The following is a 13,457-nucleotide window of genomic DNA, read 5'->3' as shown; positions in this document are numbered from 1 at the left end:
CCCGATGCGGACGGCTCGGGCGGCGCGGACTACTTCAACGCCCGCCAACTCCGACCGGCACGGAAGGCGCGCTCGAGCGTCGCCGCGAGCAGGCAGATCTTCAGCGTCTGCGGCAGGATGCCGTCGCCCGGATCGCTGGGCGTGCCCAGCACCAACGACAGCTGATTGGCGATCGCCTGCCACACCACCTGCGGGTGCGGGCCGATCAACCGGGTCAGTCCCATCCAGGCCCAGGCCGAGGCCCAGTCCAGGGCGCGATACAGCACGATCAAGGTGACCAGGGCCGCCAACCCAGTGGCGCCGGCCAACTGCACGCTGTTGGCCGCAGCGCGATAGCGCGAAACGGTCCCCGCCCAGAAATGGCCGATGAAGTCGCGCAACCACGTCGGCAGCTTGCGCCACAGCCCCAGCGTGCCGTCGACCTTGCTCGACCACTTGCCGGGCGCATTCCATTCGGCGTTGTGCACGTCGTAGCGGTAGATCAGCGCGGCCAACGCCAGCCAGACCACCGGCAACAAGGCCGAGAAGAAGATCACCACCAGCGTGTCAGCCACACCTGGCGGCGCCTGTTCCACCGCGCCCGGCAGCGCGGCATGCGCGACACCGATCGGATGGCTGATGCCCTGCCACAGTTGCTGGCCGAGATCGGCGATGCGCAGATGCGCCAGCCAGCGGAACACCCCGCCCTTCCATTCGGTGAGCACGTACATGCCGACGAAGGTCCAGCCGGCCTCGCACAGCACGATCAGCACGTTCCACGCCGGATGCGCGCTGCGCTGCTTCTGTTTTTTCGCGCCGCGCCGGATCAGCCACAGCAACCCCACCGACGCCGCCAGCCACCAGCCGCCGGACACCTCGAACAGCGACCCTCGGTAGGTCGGATCGAACGGATTGAGCTGTCCCAAGCCCTCGCGCCCGTAGGCACGGATCGTCTCGCCGAGGAAGCCCCAGGCGGCGTAATAGGCGAAGAACGGCACCAGCGCCTGCGAGACGATCGCCGACAGACGGCGCCAGCGCGCCCTGCCCTCGTCCTGTGCAGTCGTCGCGTCGGCCTGGTCGGCCAGCGCCGCACTGGCGATCCCCGGCAAGGCCGGGCGCAGCGTTTCGAACAGCAGCACGAAGATCACCAGCTTGACCAGCACCACCAGCGTCAGCGACAGCAAGCCGGCGAGCCGATTCTGGTAGCCGATCCACACCGCAGCCTGCAGCAGCAGTTCGTTGAGCAACACGCCGGCCAGCGCCACGGCGAGCAATTGCGGCAGGTAGCGGAACCACAGCCGCAGCGTGTCGCCGATCAACCCCAGCGGCCCGCCGCGCAGCGCCAACTCAGTCATGGCCTTGCCCCCGCGCGAAACGGAGGTAATGCGGGCGACCGCCGCGCGTGCTCACGGTGAGTTGCAGCTGCGCAGCCACCGCACGCGGCACCAGGTAGTAGCCGTCGATCGCCAACGGCACGCCCGGCTTGGCCGCGGACACGGCCAGTCCATCGCAGGCCAAGCCGGGTGGTTCGCCCGGCTTGGCCAGGGCGCGCTGCAACAGGTCCGGCACGGTATCGATCGCGGACCAGGATCGGCCAGTGCTGTCGATCAGTTTGAGCGTGCAATCGCTCCACTGCGCGCCGGCGGCGCCCGGCACCAGCGCCAGACGCGTGCGCACGAAGGTGCGATCGGCGGGCAGCCCCGCCTCGAACGGCAGCACGTCGACCGACGCGAGGCGAACGGCGGCGCCGTCGTAGTCCACGGTCTGCGCCATCGCCACATCCACCGGCCGCCATTCGCGCGCATGCAGCAGTTCCCGCGCATCGCGCCAGCCGGTCGCGGCCATCGTGCACGGCACCAGCACAATCAATGCCGCCAGTGCGAGCCAGCGCATGCGCCGCTCGGAAACGGCCGGGGCCACGTCGCGGTCAGAGGCGTGCATGCAGCGCATCCAGATCGAGCACATCAGTGACCGCCGTTGCGGGCGGGAGCGGCGGATAGCGCACCTGCGCCTCGGCCGTCAGCTGCGGGTCGCGGTCCTCCGACAGCAGCAGCGTGCCGCCGGCCCTGGCGAGCGCGGTCGGCAGTTCGAACACCAGCACGTCCTTGCGCTCCAACCCGGGCTGCAGGGTCTTGATCGACGACAGCACCGCATCGCCCATCTCGGCGCGGCCGCTGGCGCGGTAGCGCCGGCCGTCGGGCGTTGCCCAGATCCGGCCATACACGCGCGTGGTCGCGCGCGCGACCTTCGACCGCACCGGCACCACCAGCCACACGCCGCCACTGTCGCGCTGCTGCACCGCGCCCGCCGCCTTGAAGCGGATCGTGTGCGCGAGCTGCAGCGTGCCGGCGTCCACGGCCAGATTGTCGGTCTGCACCCAACTGCCCGGCGCTCCGGACACCGCGATCGGACCGGTGATGCGTTCGTAGCGCGGCATCGTCCAGCGCATCCCGGCAAGCAGCACGAAGCCAAGCAGCAGGATCGCGATGGCAGCCAGCCGCTTCACGGTTCACCCGCCTGTGCGCCGGTAGGCGCTGCGCCAAGCGGCAGCTCCACGACCCCGACCGGATGCGGATCGGTCCACAGCGGCTGCGCGTAGAGATTGTCGAAGGCCTTGAAAGTCCTGGCGGTGACGTCGAATCGCACGCGCGCGGCCGTCTGCTCCGTCGCCGGATAGGTCCAGACCAGGGCGACCTGTTCCGGCAGGCCCGGCTGCAATTCGGTGGTCGCCGCACGATCGCGCACGAGATAGGCGGTCGGCCGCGCATCGGCCCCGCGCGGCGGCGTCTTCAACGCCACCGCCTGCACCAGCGAGCCGCTGGTCTGCGTGGTGCGATTGGTGGCCTGCAGATACAGCACGATCGCCTTGCGACCGTCGCGCGACACCACCTCGCCATCCGGTAACCGGTCGCTGGTCTCTACGTGGTCGAAGCGCAGCGACCACTCACCTGCGGCAACGTCCTTCCCGGCCTGCAGTGCGGGCGGCACCGGCACCTCCTTGGCCTCAAACAAGCCGATGCCCCACCCCACCACGATCGCGGCAATGCCACCGACCCCGGCCAGCATCCGTGTCCGCCACTGTCCTAGAGACGCTTTGCTCACCAAACCGGGTGACCCTTTTGGAAGCTCGGCCGGACGGTAGCACCGGGTTGCGAAGACGTGCAACCCGCAACTGAATGAAGAGAAACAGTATCCGTCCGCACTGTGGATCCTACTTCCAGACCACCTAGCAAATGCTCCAAGCGAGAGACAAGGCGCTTATCGCGGATCCCGCGACGCGGGTGCCTGTTCTGAGCGCTTGAAATCGGGGCTAACGTCATCTCGCCCGAGGGCCGATGGGTGCGCTTTCATCAGCCACTCGGCCACCAGAAGATTCGGTAGCGAGCATAACCAGGCAATCGCCCGATAGGCCACGACAAATTCGATGCCCAAGACAAACGTCGAGAAAGGCAGGTAAAGACGCAGCGTTACCGCAGACAGGGTCAAGGCGAACGAGCGCATCATCCAGCGCCGATGCTCAGCCAGCCGACCTGTCAGAACCTTGCGCAGCGCGATGGCCGTTGTCGCCATCCACGCGATTCCAAGCGCACCGAATCCCGCGCCAGCGACAGGCCCGGTGGATATCCCGGCAGCAAGAAACACGGCGGAAAGGCCTCCGACCATGCAACCCGCGACATACACGCGTCCGGTCGCCCGATGCCACCCTGGGTGACGCAGACGAAGCCGGCGAACGAATTGGAGGGGCCCACAGAGCAGCGCCGTCGCGGCGCTGGTCGCGTGCACGATCAACCAGGGATGCACGTGCCGGTTGGCTGCGACCCCAGGTGGCACCGGACCTCGATCAAACAGATAGCGATAGGACAGCAGGGCGACCGTGCCGCTCAATACAGCGAGCACGCCCCATGCATAGCCCGACCGTCTGGATTTCGCTGTCGTGCTTGCCTGCGACCGATACGCCGAATGCATCATGCTGCCCCCTGGAGTGACAAATGCGGCCATGGGCCGAACTTCAAGCCGCGGCATGTCCGCCACGTCCTTCAAGTGCAACACTATCGGTGCCGGGCAGCCGAGCCCATGTTCGATCGTCGAAACATCTGTCGCTATCGTCCAGACATGACCGACCCGCTTTCCGACATCCTCACCCTCGTTCAGCTCGACTCGTATGGATTTCGCGGGTTGGACGCTGGAAGCGACTGGGGACTGCGTTTCCCACCAGCCGACGGCATCCGATGCTTTGCCATCGATTCGGGGGAATGCAGGATCGTGCTGCAGAACGCCCGCTCTCATATCGCCTTGGAACCGGGTGATGTGATTCTTGTGCAAGGAGGAGCCGCCATGCAGCTGTATGCAGGCGCCCCCGTAACGTGGCAGGACGCCATCTCGTTCCTGACACAGGTGCCGCCTGGCCACGTCGCTGAACTCAATGGCGGCGGGGTGTGTCGAGGCATCGGGGGATTCTTTTCGTTGCGCGGCCAACATGCTGCGGCCATCCTTTCAGCGGTACCGCCGGTGGTCCACATCCGGTCTCAAGATCACAAGGCGGCGCTTCAAGCCAGCGTACGGCGCCTCATCGTCGAACTGCGCGAACCTCGGCCAGGCAGCGATCTGCTCGCTGGACACCTTGCGCAGGCGCTCTTGATCGAGGCCTTGCGCGCCCATCTGGAGACAGGCCAGCAGCAGATGGGATGGCTGGCCGCGCTCGGCGTGCCCGCACTGCATCGTGCCCTGACGGCCATGCACGCGAACGTCAGCCATCGGTGGACGGTCGCAGAATTGGCCGCCGCCGCACGGATGTCGCGCTCCAGCTTCGCCGCCCATTTCGAGCGCGTCACCGGCGAGACGCCGATGGATTATCTGACCCGGTGGCGCATGGCCCTGGCGTCTCATCGTCTGCTGACGTCGACGCTGTCGGTCGGTGCGATCGGCATGTCTGTCGGTTACTCGTCTGAAAGCGCGTTCGCGGTTGCATTCAAACGCAACTTCGATGCATCGCCCAGCCAGTATCGCGCGCAATCAATAGCGGCCAAGTTCTGACGCTGTGGGTGTCTTAAGGACGCGAACACTGCTTAGGTCCCACCGCCCTAGATCAACGCAGGCGTCCCGCCCTTGGGCTCCGCAAACGCCATCACGCCTTGACCGCCAGTGTGGCGGAGAGAGTGGGATTCGAACCCACGGAAGGTTTGACCCTTCGCCGGTTTTCAAGACCGGTGCCTTAAACCGCTCGGCCATCTCTCCGTTTGCGAACGCGGCGGTAACCCGGAATCACCCGCACGGGCGCGCATTTTCGCACGCCCGCGGCGGTTTTGCTCGACCGACGTGCGCGGCCGGCGTCTGGATCAACCCGCCTCGACCGCCATCGCGCCCAGGGTCGAGTGACGCGCCTTGGTGCGTTCGGTGCAGTTGCCGCCGCAGTCCAGGCGCGAGGCCTCGATCTGCCGCGGCAGGTGTTCGGCGAGGAAGTCGATGAACACGCGCACCGCCGGCAGCAGGCCGCGGCGCGAGGCGAACACGGCATGGCAGATGCCCTGCGGCAGCGACCATTCCGGCAGCACCACTTCCAGTTCGCCGTTGCGCACGGCTTCGGCGCAGACGGTCTCCGGCAGCAGGGTGATGCCGAAGCCGTCCTTGACCATGGACTGCAGCAGCGGGAAGTCGAAGCCGGCCACGCGCGGCTGCAGGTCGACGCGGCGCACTTCGCCGGCCGGGCCATGCAGTTCCCAGCGCTGCCGGGCCTCGTCCTCGCTGATGCTGAGGGTGACGTGCGAGGTCAGCTCCTCGGGATCCTTGGGGCGGCCGGCGCGGTCCAGGTACTTGGGGCTGGCGACCAGCAGCTCCTGCACCTGGCCGAAGCTGCGCATCACCAGGCTGCCGTCGTCGTCCAGGCGCGAACGCACGCGCAGGGCGACGTCGTAGCCTTCGTTGATGATGTCGACGCGGCGGTTGCTGATGTTCAGTTGCAGCCGCACCTTGGGGTACTGGTCCAGGAACATCGGCAGCAGCTTGGGCAGCTGCATCTGCGCCAGCGACACCGGCACGCTGACCCGCACCAGCCCGCGCGGCTCGGCGCTGAGCCGGTCGACCACTTCGCGCGCGGCCTGCGCCTCGGCCAGCATGGTCTGGGCGTGGCGATGCACGCTCATGCCCAGGTCGGTGACGGCGAAGCGGCGCGTGGAGCGCTGCAGCAGGCGCACGCCCAGGTCGCTCTCCAGCTGGCTGATGCGGCGGCTCAGGCGCGACTTGGGGATGCCCAGGGCGCGCTCGGCGGCGGCGAACCCGCCGTGGTCGACCACCATGGCGAAGTAGTACAGATCGTTGAGGTCGTGCATGTTCTTTCGATATTTAGAACGATGGGGACAATCGGATCCGGTTCATTCTACTCCTACAACGATTTGCGCTGCAGGGACGCCGGTCGCGCTCGCGCGGTGGCTGAGGCACGGATGGAGGCCGCCGCAGGGTAACCCCGGCCGGGCTAGCGCGAAGTGACGGGACGGGACGGGAGTTCGGCGCACGCGGAACGCCGCTGCGGCGCGTGCTGCAACGGGCACTGCTTGCGAACGCCCTGCACCGTCCGGGTCGACGCCCCACTTGGCGCAAGGCGGTGCACTGCCCGCATCAGGACACGTTGCCTGAGCGCAGGGACGGACAGGAGGGCGTCGCCGCAGCAACGGCGACGCGAGGCGCGCCCGGGGCCGACGCCCCGGGCCCGAGCGATCAGCCGATCCGCTCGGCGCCGCCCATGTACGGGCGCAGCGCGTCGGGCACGGTGATCGAGCCGTCGGCGTTCTGGTAGTTCTCCATCACTGCGATCATGGCGCGGCCGACCGCGGTGCCGGAGCCGTTGAGCGTGTGCAGCAGCTCGGGCTTGCCGGTGGCGGGGTTGCGCCAGCGCGCCTGCATGCGCCGCGCCTGGAAGTCGCCGCAGTTGGAGCAGGAGGAGATCTCGCGATAGGTCTGCTGCGACGGCAGCCAGACTTCCAGGTCGTAGGTCTTGCTGGCGGAGAAGCCCATGTCGCCGGTGCACAGCAGCATCTTGCGGTACGGCAGGCCGAGCGTCTCCAGCACCACCTCGGCGCAACGGGTCATGCGCTCGTGTTCGGCGGCGCTGTCTTCCGGGCGGCACACGCTGACCAGTTCCACCTTCTCGAACTGGTGCTGGCGGATCATGCCGCGGGTGTCGCGGCCGCCGCTGCCGGCCTCGGAGCGGAAGCACAGCGAGTGCGCGGTCATGCGCAGCGGCAGGCGCTCGGCCTCGACGATCTCGTCGCGCACCAGATTGGTCAGGGAGATCTCCGAGGTGGAGATCAGATAGCGCTTCTGTTCGCCCAGCGCGGTGGCGAACATGTCTTCCTCGAACTTCGGCAACTGGCCGGTGCCGTACAGGCTGTCGGCGTTGACGATCACCGGCACGTTGGTTTCCTGGTAGGCATGCGGGCCGGTGTGCAGGTCCAGCATGAACTGCGCCAGGGCGCGGTGCAGACGCGCGATCGGCCCGCGCAGCACGGTGAAGCGCGCGCCCGACAGCTTGGCCGCCGACTCGCCGTCCAGCCAGCCGTGGCGCGCGCCGAGTTCGACGTGGTCCTTGACCTCGAAATCGAAGCTGCGCGGGGTGCCCCAGCGCTGCAGTTCGACGTTGTCGGCTTCGTCCTTGCCCACCGGCACGTCGGCCTGCGGCAGGTTGGGAATCTCCAGCGCCAGCGTCTCCAGCTGCGCGCGGATCTCGTCCAGGCGCTGCTCGGAGGCCTTCAGTTCGTCGCCGAAGCCGGCCACTTCGGCCATCAGCGCGCTCGCGTCCTCGCCCTTGGCTTTGGCCTGGCCGATCGCCTTGGAACGGCTGTTGCGCAGGCTCTGCAGTTCCTGGGTCCGCACCTGGATGCGCTTGCGGTCGGCCTCCAGGGCCTCCAGGGCGGCCACGTCCAGCGCATAGCCGCGACTGGTGCGCAGGCGCTCGGCGAGGTCGGCGGGCTGTTGGCGAAGCAGAGCGGGATCGAGCATGGGCGCGGGGTGCCAGGGGAACGAACCCGGGATTATCGCCTGTCCGTCGCGGTTTTGCCGACTCGCGCCCGCCGCGGCGCGCGATTCACTGCGGCTATGCCAGAATCGAACGGTTCCCTACGGTGAGTCCCATGTCCACGTCGCCCTCGTCCTCCAAGTCCGGCATCGTGCTGCATCTGCCGCGGCGCCTGCTCGCGATCGTCGGCATCGCCTTCGCCGCCGGCCTGCTGCTGTTCCTGGTGGTGTGGCTGGTCGGACGCAAGGACAACGATTTCTACAAGCCGCAGCCGGCGCAGCAGGTGCAGCAGGATACCGAACAGGTGAAGCCGCTGCCCGAGCCGCTGCCCGCCGGCAGCGCCGCCAGCAGCATGCCGCAGGCCAAGCCGGCCCCCGCCGGCGACGCGCCGAAGCTGGTGGAGACCGCACCGGCGCCGCCGCCAACCACGGAAGCGCCGGCACCGGCCGCCGGCACCGATGCCGCCGGCAACACGGCCACCGCGCTGGCACCGGGCAACCGCCCGGTGCCGCTGGAAGGGCAGACCCCGCCGCCGCGCTATCCCCCGGCGGCGCTGCGCCGTGGCGATGCCGGCACGGTGGTGGTGCGGGTCGAGGTCGATGCCAGCGGTGCGCCCGCCGGCGTGGCCCTGCTCCGGCGCAGCGGCTCGCGCGATCTGGACCGCGCGGCGATGGAAACCGTGCGCCGCTGGAAGTTCCGCCCGGCGCAGCAGAACGGCCGTGCAGTGCCGGCCAGCATCGAGATTCCGTTCGACTTCAAGCCCGGGCCTTAACTGAACCGCCGCCCGGACGCGCGGGCGGCGTTCACATGGGGGTGACACCCCTGACGCGGGTCCTGGGTGACACTGGACCCGTCCCACGGCACCGGAGTTGCCGCCATGCCCACCCCGTACAAGTCGACACAGCCGCTGGACGCGTGGAAGCGCCCCGCCCGTCCGTCGTCTGCGCATGGGGAAGCGCACGCGCGGGCCGATCGCGGGTCGCCCTGGGCCTGGATGATCGTGATTGCACTGGCTCTGGCGGTGGCCGGCTGGTGGCTGGCCGTGGACCGCGACGACGACGGCAGCGGCTACCGCGCTACCCAGTCGACACCGTCGACACCCGCCAACGATCCGCCGCGTCCGCAGCCGACGCACTGACGTTTCGACAACCCGACTTGCCTCTTCCCCCGGCCGCGCTTGCACGCGGCCGGCGCTGCGCAGGCGGTCAGGCGGTGCGCAATGCGAAGCCGGCGCCGCGCGCCAGCGTGTCGAAACCCGGGAACGACGTCGCCACGTTCGCCACATCCTGGATCCGCACCTCGCCCTGCGCCAGCTGCCCGGCGATGGCGAAGGCCATGGCGATGCGATGGTCGCCGTGGCTCTCGATGGTCCCGGCACCCAGCGTGCCGCCGTGGATGGTGGCGCCGTCCGGGGTCTCATCGACGACGATGCCGAGGCTGCGCAGCCCGGTGGCCATCGCCGCCAGGCGGTCCGACTCCTTGACCCGCAGTTCCGCCGCGCCGCTGACCACGGTCTGGCCGTCGGCGGCGGCCGCGGCGACGAACAGCGCCGGGAACTCGTCGATCATGTCCGGCACCACGTCCTCCGGAATCCGCGCACCGCGCAGCGGCGCGTAGCGCACGCGCAGGTCAGCGACCGGCTCGCCGCCATGTTCGCTGTGGTTGTGCTCGACGATGTCCGCGCCCATCAAGCGCAGCGCGGCCAGTAGACCCGTTCGGCGCGGATTGAGCCCGACCGCCTTCAGGGTGATGTCCGAGCCGGGAATGATGCTGGCGGCGACGATGAAGAACGCCGCAGAGGAGAAGTCCGCCGGCACCGCGATATCGGTGGCGCGCAGACGCTGGCCGCCGCGCAGCCGCGCTTGGCCCGGCGCGAACTCGATGTCCACGCCGAACGCGGACAGCATGCGCTCAGTGTAGTCGCGGGTGGGATGCGGCTCCTGCACCGTGGTGACACCGTCGGCATACAGACCGGCCAGCAGCACCGCCGACTTGACCTGGGCGCTGGCGACCGGCGATACGAAGTCGATGCCGCGCAGCGGCTGGCCGCCATGGATGCGCAGCGGCGGCACGCCATTGGCTTCGGTGTCGATGCGCGCGCCCATCAGCGCCAGCGGCTCGGTGACCCGGCGCATCGGCCGCTTGGACAGCGACGCATCGCCGACCAGCACGCTGTCGAACGGCTGCGCCGCAAGCAGCCCGGCGAGCAGACGCATGCCGGTGCCGGCGTTCCCGCAATCCAGCTCGCCCTGCGGCGCCTGCAGCCCATCCACGCCCACCCCATGCACGACACGCTGCGACGGCGACGGCGTCTCGATCCGCACCCCTAGCCGCGCGAAGATCGCCGCGGTCGAACGCGTGTCCTCGCCCTCGAGAAACCCCTCGATCCGCGACGTGCCATCGGCCAACGCCGCGAACATCACCGCCCGATGCGACACCGACTTGTCCCCCGGCACCGTCAGCGTGCCCTGCAGCGCAGTGCCGCGCGTTGCGATCCAGCCTTGCTCGTTGCTCATCATCGTTCCTGAAAGTCCAACCACCCGAAGATCCACCACCACCCGGCGACATCGGCGCCGCTACAGCGCGCTTGCGCTGCTGCCACGACGCCTACACCAAGTCAGCCACCGCCGTTGCTCTTGCCGTTGCTCTTGCCGTTGCTGTTGCTGTTGCTCTTGCTGTTGCCGTTGTTCTTGCTTTCGCTGTTGCTCTCAATCCCCCCGTGAGGGCTGGCGGACACGGCGGGTAAAACCCCGTGAGGGGCGACGCGCAGGATGCGCGTCGTTTTCGGCAGGCACATGGATGTGCCTTCCGAAAATTCCCGTCGTGTCCGCGGACCCCGCGCGCAGCGCGGGGCAGCCCGCCCGGGGGTGTGTTTCTTTTGGTTACTTTTCTTTGCACAAGCAAAGAAAAGTGACTCGCGCGTCAGCGCGAAAGCTGTTGCTATTGCTTCTGCTGTTGCCTTCCCGCTTTTCTCCAGCCAACAACGTTAGAGCACTTGACTGTTAATCAAATGGCCTTTGGTTTTGGCCGTCGCGCCGCGACGAAAAGACGGCTCGATCAAGGCACCGCCACCGGATACGACCCCAACACCTTGATCTGCGCCGAATGCGCCTTCAACTCCGCCAACGCCAACTTCATCGCCTCATCCTCCACATGCCCCGCCAGATCGATGAAGAACCCGTATTCCCACTTCGCCTGATGCGACGGCCGCGACTCGATCCGATTCATGCTGATCCCATGCCGCGCGAACGGACTGAGCACATCGAACAGCGCACCGGGCTTGTCGTGGATGAACACCAGCACCGACGTGCGATCGTGCCCCGACGGCGGGAAGATCTGCCGCCCGATCACCAGGAAGCGCGTCGTATTGTCCGCGTCGTCCTCGATCGACTTCATGATGACCTTCTTCAGCGCATACACATGTGCCGCGCTCTCCCCGCCGATCGCCGCCGCATCGTCGGCATTGCGCGCCCGGCGCGCGCCTTCGGCGTTGCTGGAGACCGGAATCTTCTCCACCTTGGGCAGGTTCGCGCGCAGCCAACCGGCGGTCTGCGCGAACGACTGCGGATGCGCGTAGATCCTCTCGATCGCGTCCAGCCGCCCGCTGCGCGAGAGCAGGAACTGGTGCACGCGCAGCTCGGTCTCGCCGCAGATCTTCAGGTTGGAGGTCAGGAACATGTCCAGGGTGACCTGGATCGTGCCCTGCCCCGAGTTCTCCACCGGCACCACGCCGAAGTCGGCGTTGCCGCTTTCCACTTCCTGGAACACTTCCTCGATGGTGGCCATCGGCAGGCCCACCGCCGAGCGGCCGAAGTGCTTGAGCACCGCCTGCTGGCTGAAGGTGCCTTCCGGCCCCAGGTAGCCGATCTTCAGCGGCTCCTGCTGCGCCAGGCACGCGGACATGATCTCGCGGAATACGTGCACCAGCACTTCGTCGCTGAGCGGGCCCTGGTTGCGGTCCACCACCATGCGCAGCACCTGCGCCTCGCGCTCGGGCCGGTAGTAGTCCACCGCCGCGGCAAGCTTGCCCTTGGCCTTGCCGACCTGGTGCGCGAACTGCGCGCGCTCGGCGATCAGCGCCTGGATGGTGCGGTCGATCTCGTCGATCTTGGCGCGCACGTCGGCCAGGGCCGGCGTGGCGGCGGGTTTCGCGGGCTTGGCCGGCTTGGCGTCGGCGGCGGGAGATTTCTTCGGCTTTGCGGCCATGGATCGGGGGTTCCTCGGTGGTCCGGATCGCCGGCGCGATCCGGTCGCGGCTGAAGCCGCTCCTACAAAAATCGGCGACTCAGCCGTGGCGCTGCTGGAAGTCGTGCATGAACGCGACCAGCGCCTGCGCGCCGGCCAGGGGCATGGCGTTGTAGAGCGACGCGCGGATGCCGCCGACCGCCTTGTGGCCCTTCAGCGCCAGCAGGCCGGCCGCCTTGGACTCGGCGACGAAGCGCGCGGTGAGGGTTTCGTCCGGCAGGAAGAACGGGATGTTCATCCGCGAGCGCACCGCCGCCGCGACCTCGTTGCGGTAGAAGCCGCCGGAGGCGTCGATCGCCGCGTACACCAGCGCCGACTTGGCCTGGTTGCGCGCGGCGAACGCCTCCACGCCGCCCTCGGCCAGCATCCACTTGAACACCAGCCCGGCCAGGTACCAGTTCCAGGTCGGCGGGGTGTTGAGCATGGAGTCGCGCGCCACATGCGAGCGGTAATCGAAGATGTCCGCGCGCGGCTGGCCGGCGCGTTCGAGCAGGTCGCGGCGGATGATCACCACCGTGACGCCGACCGGGCCGAGGTTCTTCTGCGCACCGGCGTAGATCAGCGCGTACCTGGACACGTCGATCGGCTCGGAGGCGATGCTGGAGCTGAAGTCGGCGAACAGCGGCACGTCGCCGACGTCGGGCGTGTCGCGGAACTCCACGCCGTGGATGGTCTCGTTGGCGGTGATGTGCACGTAGGCGGCATCCTCGCGCAGTTGCCAGGCCGCGCGCGGCGGGATGTCGCGGAAGCCGTCGGCCTCGCTGCTGGCGGCCACGTGCACGTCGACGTACGGCCCGACCTGCTTGATCGCGGTCTTGCCCCAGTGCCCGGTCACCACGTAGTCCACGGTCTGCCCGGGCGCGGCGAAGTTCAGCGCCAGCAGCGCCTGCTGGGTGGTGGCGCCACCGGCCAGGAACAGCACCGCGTAGTCGTCGGGAATGCCGATCAGCCGGCGCAGGTCGGCGTCGGCCTGTGCCGCCACCTCCATGAACTCGGCGCCGCGGTGGCTCAGCTCCACGATCGAGGCGCCCACGCCGTTCCACTCCAACATCTCCGCCTGCGCCTGGCGCAGGACCGATTCCGGCAAGGCAGCGGGGCCGGCACTGAAATTGAACGCGCGCGTCATGGGGCACCTATCGGACAGGACCCCTAGTATGCCGCAGCGCAACAGCTTGCGGCCCGGGCAATTTAGGTTGCATTTGCATCCATTCGCCCTGCGCATGCG

Annotated in this window: 13 protein-coding genes and 1 tRNA gene; 3 read left to right on the top strand and 11 right to left on the bottom strand. The window is 68.3% G+C overall.

Translation table 11 applies throughout. The annotated features are described in order from the left end of the window. Nucleotides 1-29: 29 nt before the first annotated feature. The 5 genes from CEK65_RS08265 to CEK65_RS08245 all read right to left on the bottom strand — a co-directional run bounded on the left by CEK65_RS08265 (nucleotide 30) and on the right by CEK65_RS08245 (nucleotide 3,978). Nucleotides 30-1,334 carry a hypothetical protein gene (locus CEK65_RS08265; RefSeq protein WP_152181397.1) on the bottom strand — a complete coding sequence of 435 codons (1,305 nt, stop codon included), beginning with the start codon at nucleotides 1,332-1,334 and terminating at the stop codon, nucleotides 30-32. Further along, nucleotides 1,327-1,920 (bottom strand): hypothetical protein, encoded by a 594-nt coding sequence (locus tag CEK65_RS08260; protein WP_226980519.1) that lies wholly within the window; start codon nucleotides 1,918-1,920, stop codon nucleotides 1,327-1,329. Before CEK65_RS08260 ends, CEK65_RS08265 begins: the two co-directional genes overlap by 8 nt. Then, nucleotides 1,907-2,485, bottom strand: coding sequence for a hypothetical protein (locus tag CEK65_RS08255; protein ID WP_152181396.1), 579 nt, complete (start codon nucleotides 2,483-2,485; stop codon nucleotides 1,907-1,909). The genes CEK65_RS08260 and CEK65_RS08255 overlap by 14 nt, the downstream gene beginning before the upstream one ends. Next, nucleotides 2,482-3,045 (bottom strand): hypothetical protein, encoded by a 564-nt coding sequence (locus CEK65_RS08250; RefSeq protein WP_152181395.1) that lies wholly within the window; start codon nucleotides 3,043-3,045, stop codon nucleotides 2,482-2,484. Before CEK65_RS08250 ends, CEK65_RS08255 begins: the two co-directional genes overlap by 4 nt. A 192-nt stretch (nucleotides 3,046-3,237) precedes the next feature. Beyond that, entirely contained in the window at nucleotides 3,238-3,978 is a 741-nt protein-coding gene (locus tag CEK65_RS08245) for a DUF2306 domain-containing protein (RefSeq protein WP_226980518.1), read from the bottom strand. Between the two features lie 114 nt (nucleotides 3,979-4,092). Between CEK65_RS08245 and CEK65_RS08240 the strand changes: the two genes are divergently transcribed. Then, on the top strand, nucleotides 4,093-5,013 hold the full coding sequence (locus tag CEK65_RS08240; protein ID WP_152181394.1) for an AraC family transcriptional regulator: 921 nt from the start codon (nucleotides 4,093-4,095) through the stop codon (nucleotides 5,011-5,013). A 111-nt stretch (nucleotides 5,014-5,124) separates the two neighbouring features. Here CEK65_RS08240 and CEK65_RS08235 read toward each other — a convergent pair. The 3 genes from CEK65_RS08235 to serS all read right to left on the bottom strand — a co-directional run bounded on the left by CEK65_RS08235 (nucleotide 5,125) and on the right by serS (nucleotide 7,971). After that, nucleotides 5,125-5,214, bottom strand: a tRNA-Ser gene (locus tag CEK65_RS08235). A 101-nt stretch (nucleotides 5,215-5,315) separates the two neighbouring features. Then, nucleotides 5,316-6,305, bottom strand: a complete 990-nt coding sequence (locus CEK65_RS08230; RefSeq protein ID WP_152181393.1) for a LysR family transcriptional regulator — start codon at nucleotides 6,303-6,305, stop codon at nucleotides 5,316-5,318. A 385-nt stretch (nucleotides 6,306-6,690) separates the two neighbouring features. Beyond that, nucleotides 6,691-7,971, bottom strand: coding sequence for a serine--tRNA ligase (serS, locus tag CEK65_RS08225; protein ID WP_152181392.1), 1,281 nt, complete (start codon nucleotides 7,969-7,971; stop codon nucleotides 6,691-6,693). Between the two features lie 131 nt (nucleotides 7,972-8,102). Here serS and CEK65_RS08220 point away from each other — a divergent pair, with 131 nt between their 5' ends. Next, a complete protein-coding gene (locus CEK65_RS08220; RefSeq protein ID WP_152181391.1) occupies nucleotides 8,103-8,759 on the top strand; it encodes an energy transducer TonB in 657 nt (218 codons plus the stop codon). Nucleotides 8,760-8,987: 228 nt separating this feature from the next. Then, nucleotides 8,988-9,125 (top strand): hypothetical protein, encoded by a 138-nt coding sequence (locus CEK65_RS20955; RefSeq protein ID WP_167521972.1) that lies wholly within the window; start codon nucleotides 8,988-8,990, stop codon nucleotides 9,123-9,125. A 67-nt stretch (nucleotides 9,126-9,192) separates the two neighbouring features. Here CEK65_RS20955 and aroA read toward each other — a convergent pair whose 3' ends face one another. From aroA to serC, 3 genes are all read right to left on the bottom strand, one after another. Beyond that, a complete protein-coding gene (gene aroA / locus CEK65_RS08210; protein WP_152181389.1) occupies nucleotides 9,193-10,506 on the bottom strand; it encodes a 3-phosphoshikimate 1-carboxyvinyltransferase in 1,314 nt (437 codons plus the stop codon). A gap of 538 nt (nucleotides 10,507-11,044) precedes the next feature. After that, nucleotides 11,045-12,193 (bottom strand): prephenate dehydratase, encoded by a 1,149-nt coding sequence (gene pheA, locus CEK65_RS08205; RefSeq protein ID WP_017910781.1) that lies wholly within the window; start codon nucleotides 12,191-12,193, stop codon nucleotides 11,045-11,047. A 79-nt stretch (nucleotides 12,194-12,272) separates the two neighbouring features. Continuing rightward, a complete protein-coding gene (gene serC / locus CEK65_RS08200) occupies nucleotides 12,273-13,358 on the bottom strand; it encodes a 3-phosphoserine/phosphohydroxythreonine transaminase (RefSeq protein ID WP_152181388.1) in 1,086 nt (361 codons plus the stop codon). Nucleotides 13,359-13,457 lie beyond the last annotated feature (99 nt).

It is taken from the genome of Xanthomonas sp. LMG 12459 (genome assembly GCF_009192905.1).
In the GTDB taxonomy this organism is placed as follows: domain Bacteria; phylum Pseudomonadota; class Gammaproteobacteria; order Xanthomonadales; family Xanthomonadaceae; genus Xanthomonas_A; species Xanthomonas_A sontii.
This window is presented reverse-complemented; position numbering and strand designations above follow the sequence as displayed.

What these genes read in the sequence shown, in the direction of transcription:
- CEK65_RS08265 (WP_152181397.1), bottom strand. Translation starts at nt 1,334, where the DNA reads ATGACTGAGTTGGCGCTGCGCGGCGGGCCGCTGGGGTTGATCGGCGAC.
- CEK65_RS08260 (WP_226980519.1), bottom strand. Translation starts at nt 1,920, where the DNA reads ATGCACGCCTCTGACCGCGACGTGGCCCCGGCCGTTTCCGAGCGGCGC.
- CEK65_RS08250 (WP_152181395.1), bottom strand. Translation starts at nt 3,045, where the DNA reads ATGCTGGCCGGGGTCGGTGGCATTGCCGCGATCGTGGTGGGGTGGGGC.
- CEK65_RS08245 (WP_226980518.1), bottom strand. Translation starts at nt 3,978, where the DNA reads ATGGCCGCATTTGTCACTCCAGGGGGCAGCATGATGCATTCGGCGTAT.
- CEK65_RS08240 (WP_152181394.1), top strand. Translation starts at nt 4,093, where the DNA reads ATGACCGACCCGCTTTCCGACATCCTCACCCTCGTTCAGCTCGACTCG.
- CEK65_RS08230 (WP_152181393.1), bottom strand. Translation starts at nt 6,305, where the DNA reads ATGCACGACCTCAACGATCTGTACTACTTCGCCATGGTGGTCGACCAC.
- serS (WP_152181392.1), bottom strand. Translation starts at nt 7,971, where the DNA reads ATGCTCGATCCCGCTCTGCTTCGCCAACAGCCCGCCGACCTCGCCGAG.
- CEK65_RS08220 (WP_152181391.1), top strand. Translation starts at nt 8,103, where the DNA reads ATGTCCACGTCGCCCTCGTCCTCCAAGTCCGGCATCGTGCTGCATCTG.
- aroA (WP_152181389.1), bottom strand. Translation starts at nt 10,506, where the DNA reads ATGATGAGCAACGAGCAAGGCTGGATCGCAACGCGCGGCACTGCGCTG.
- pheA (WP_017910781.1), bottom strand. Translation starts at nt 12,193, where the DNA reads ATGGCCGCAAAGCCGAAGAAATCTCCCGCCGCCGACGCCAAGCCGGCC.
- serC (WP_152181388.1), bottom strand. Translation starts at nt 13,358, where the DNA reads ATGACGCGCGCGTTCAATTTCAGTGCCGGCCCCGCTGCCTTGCCGGAA.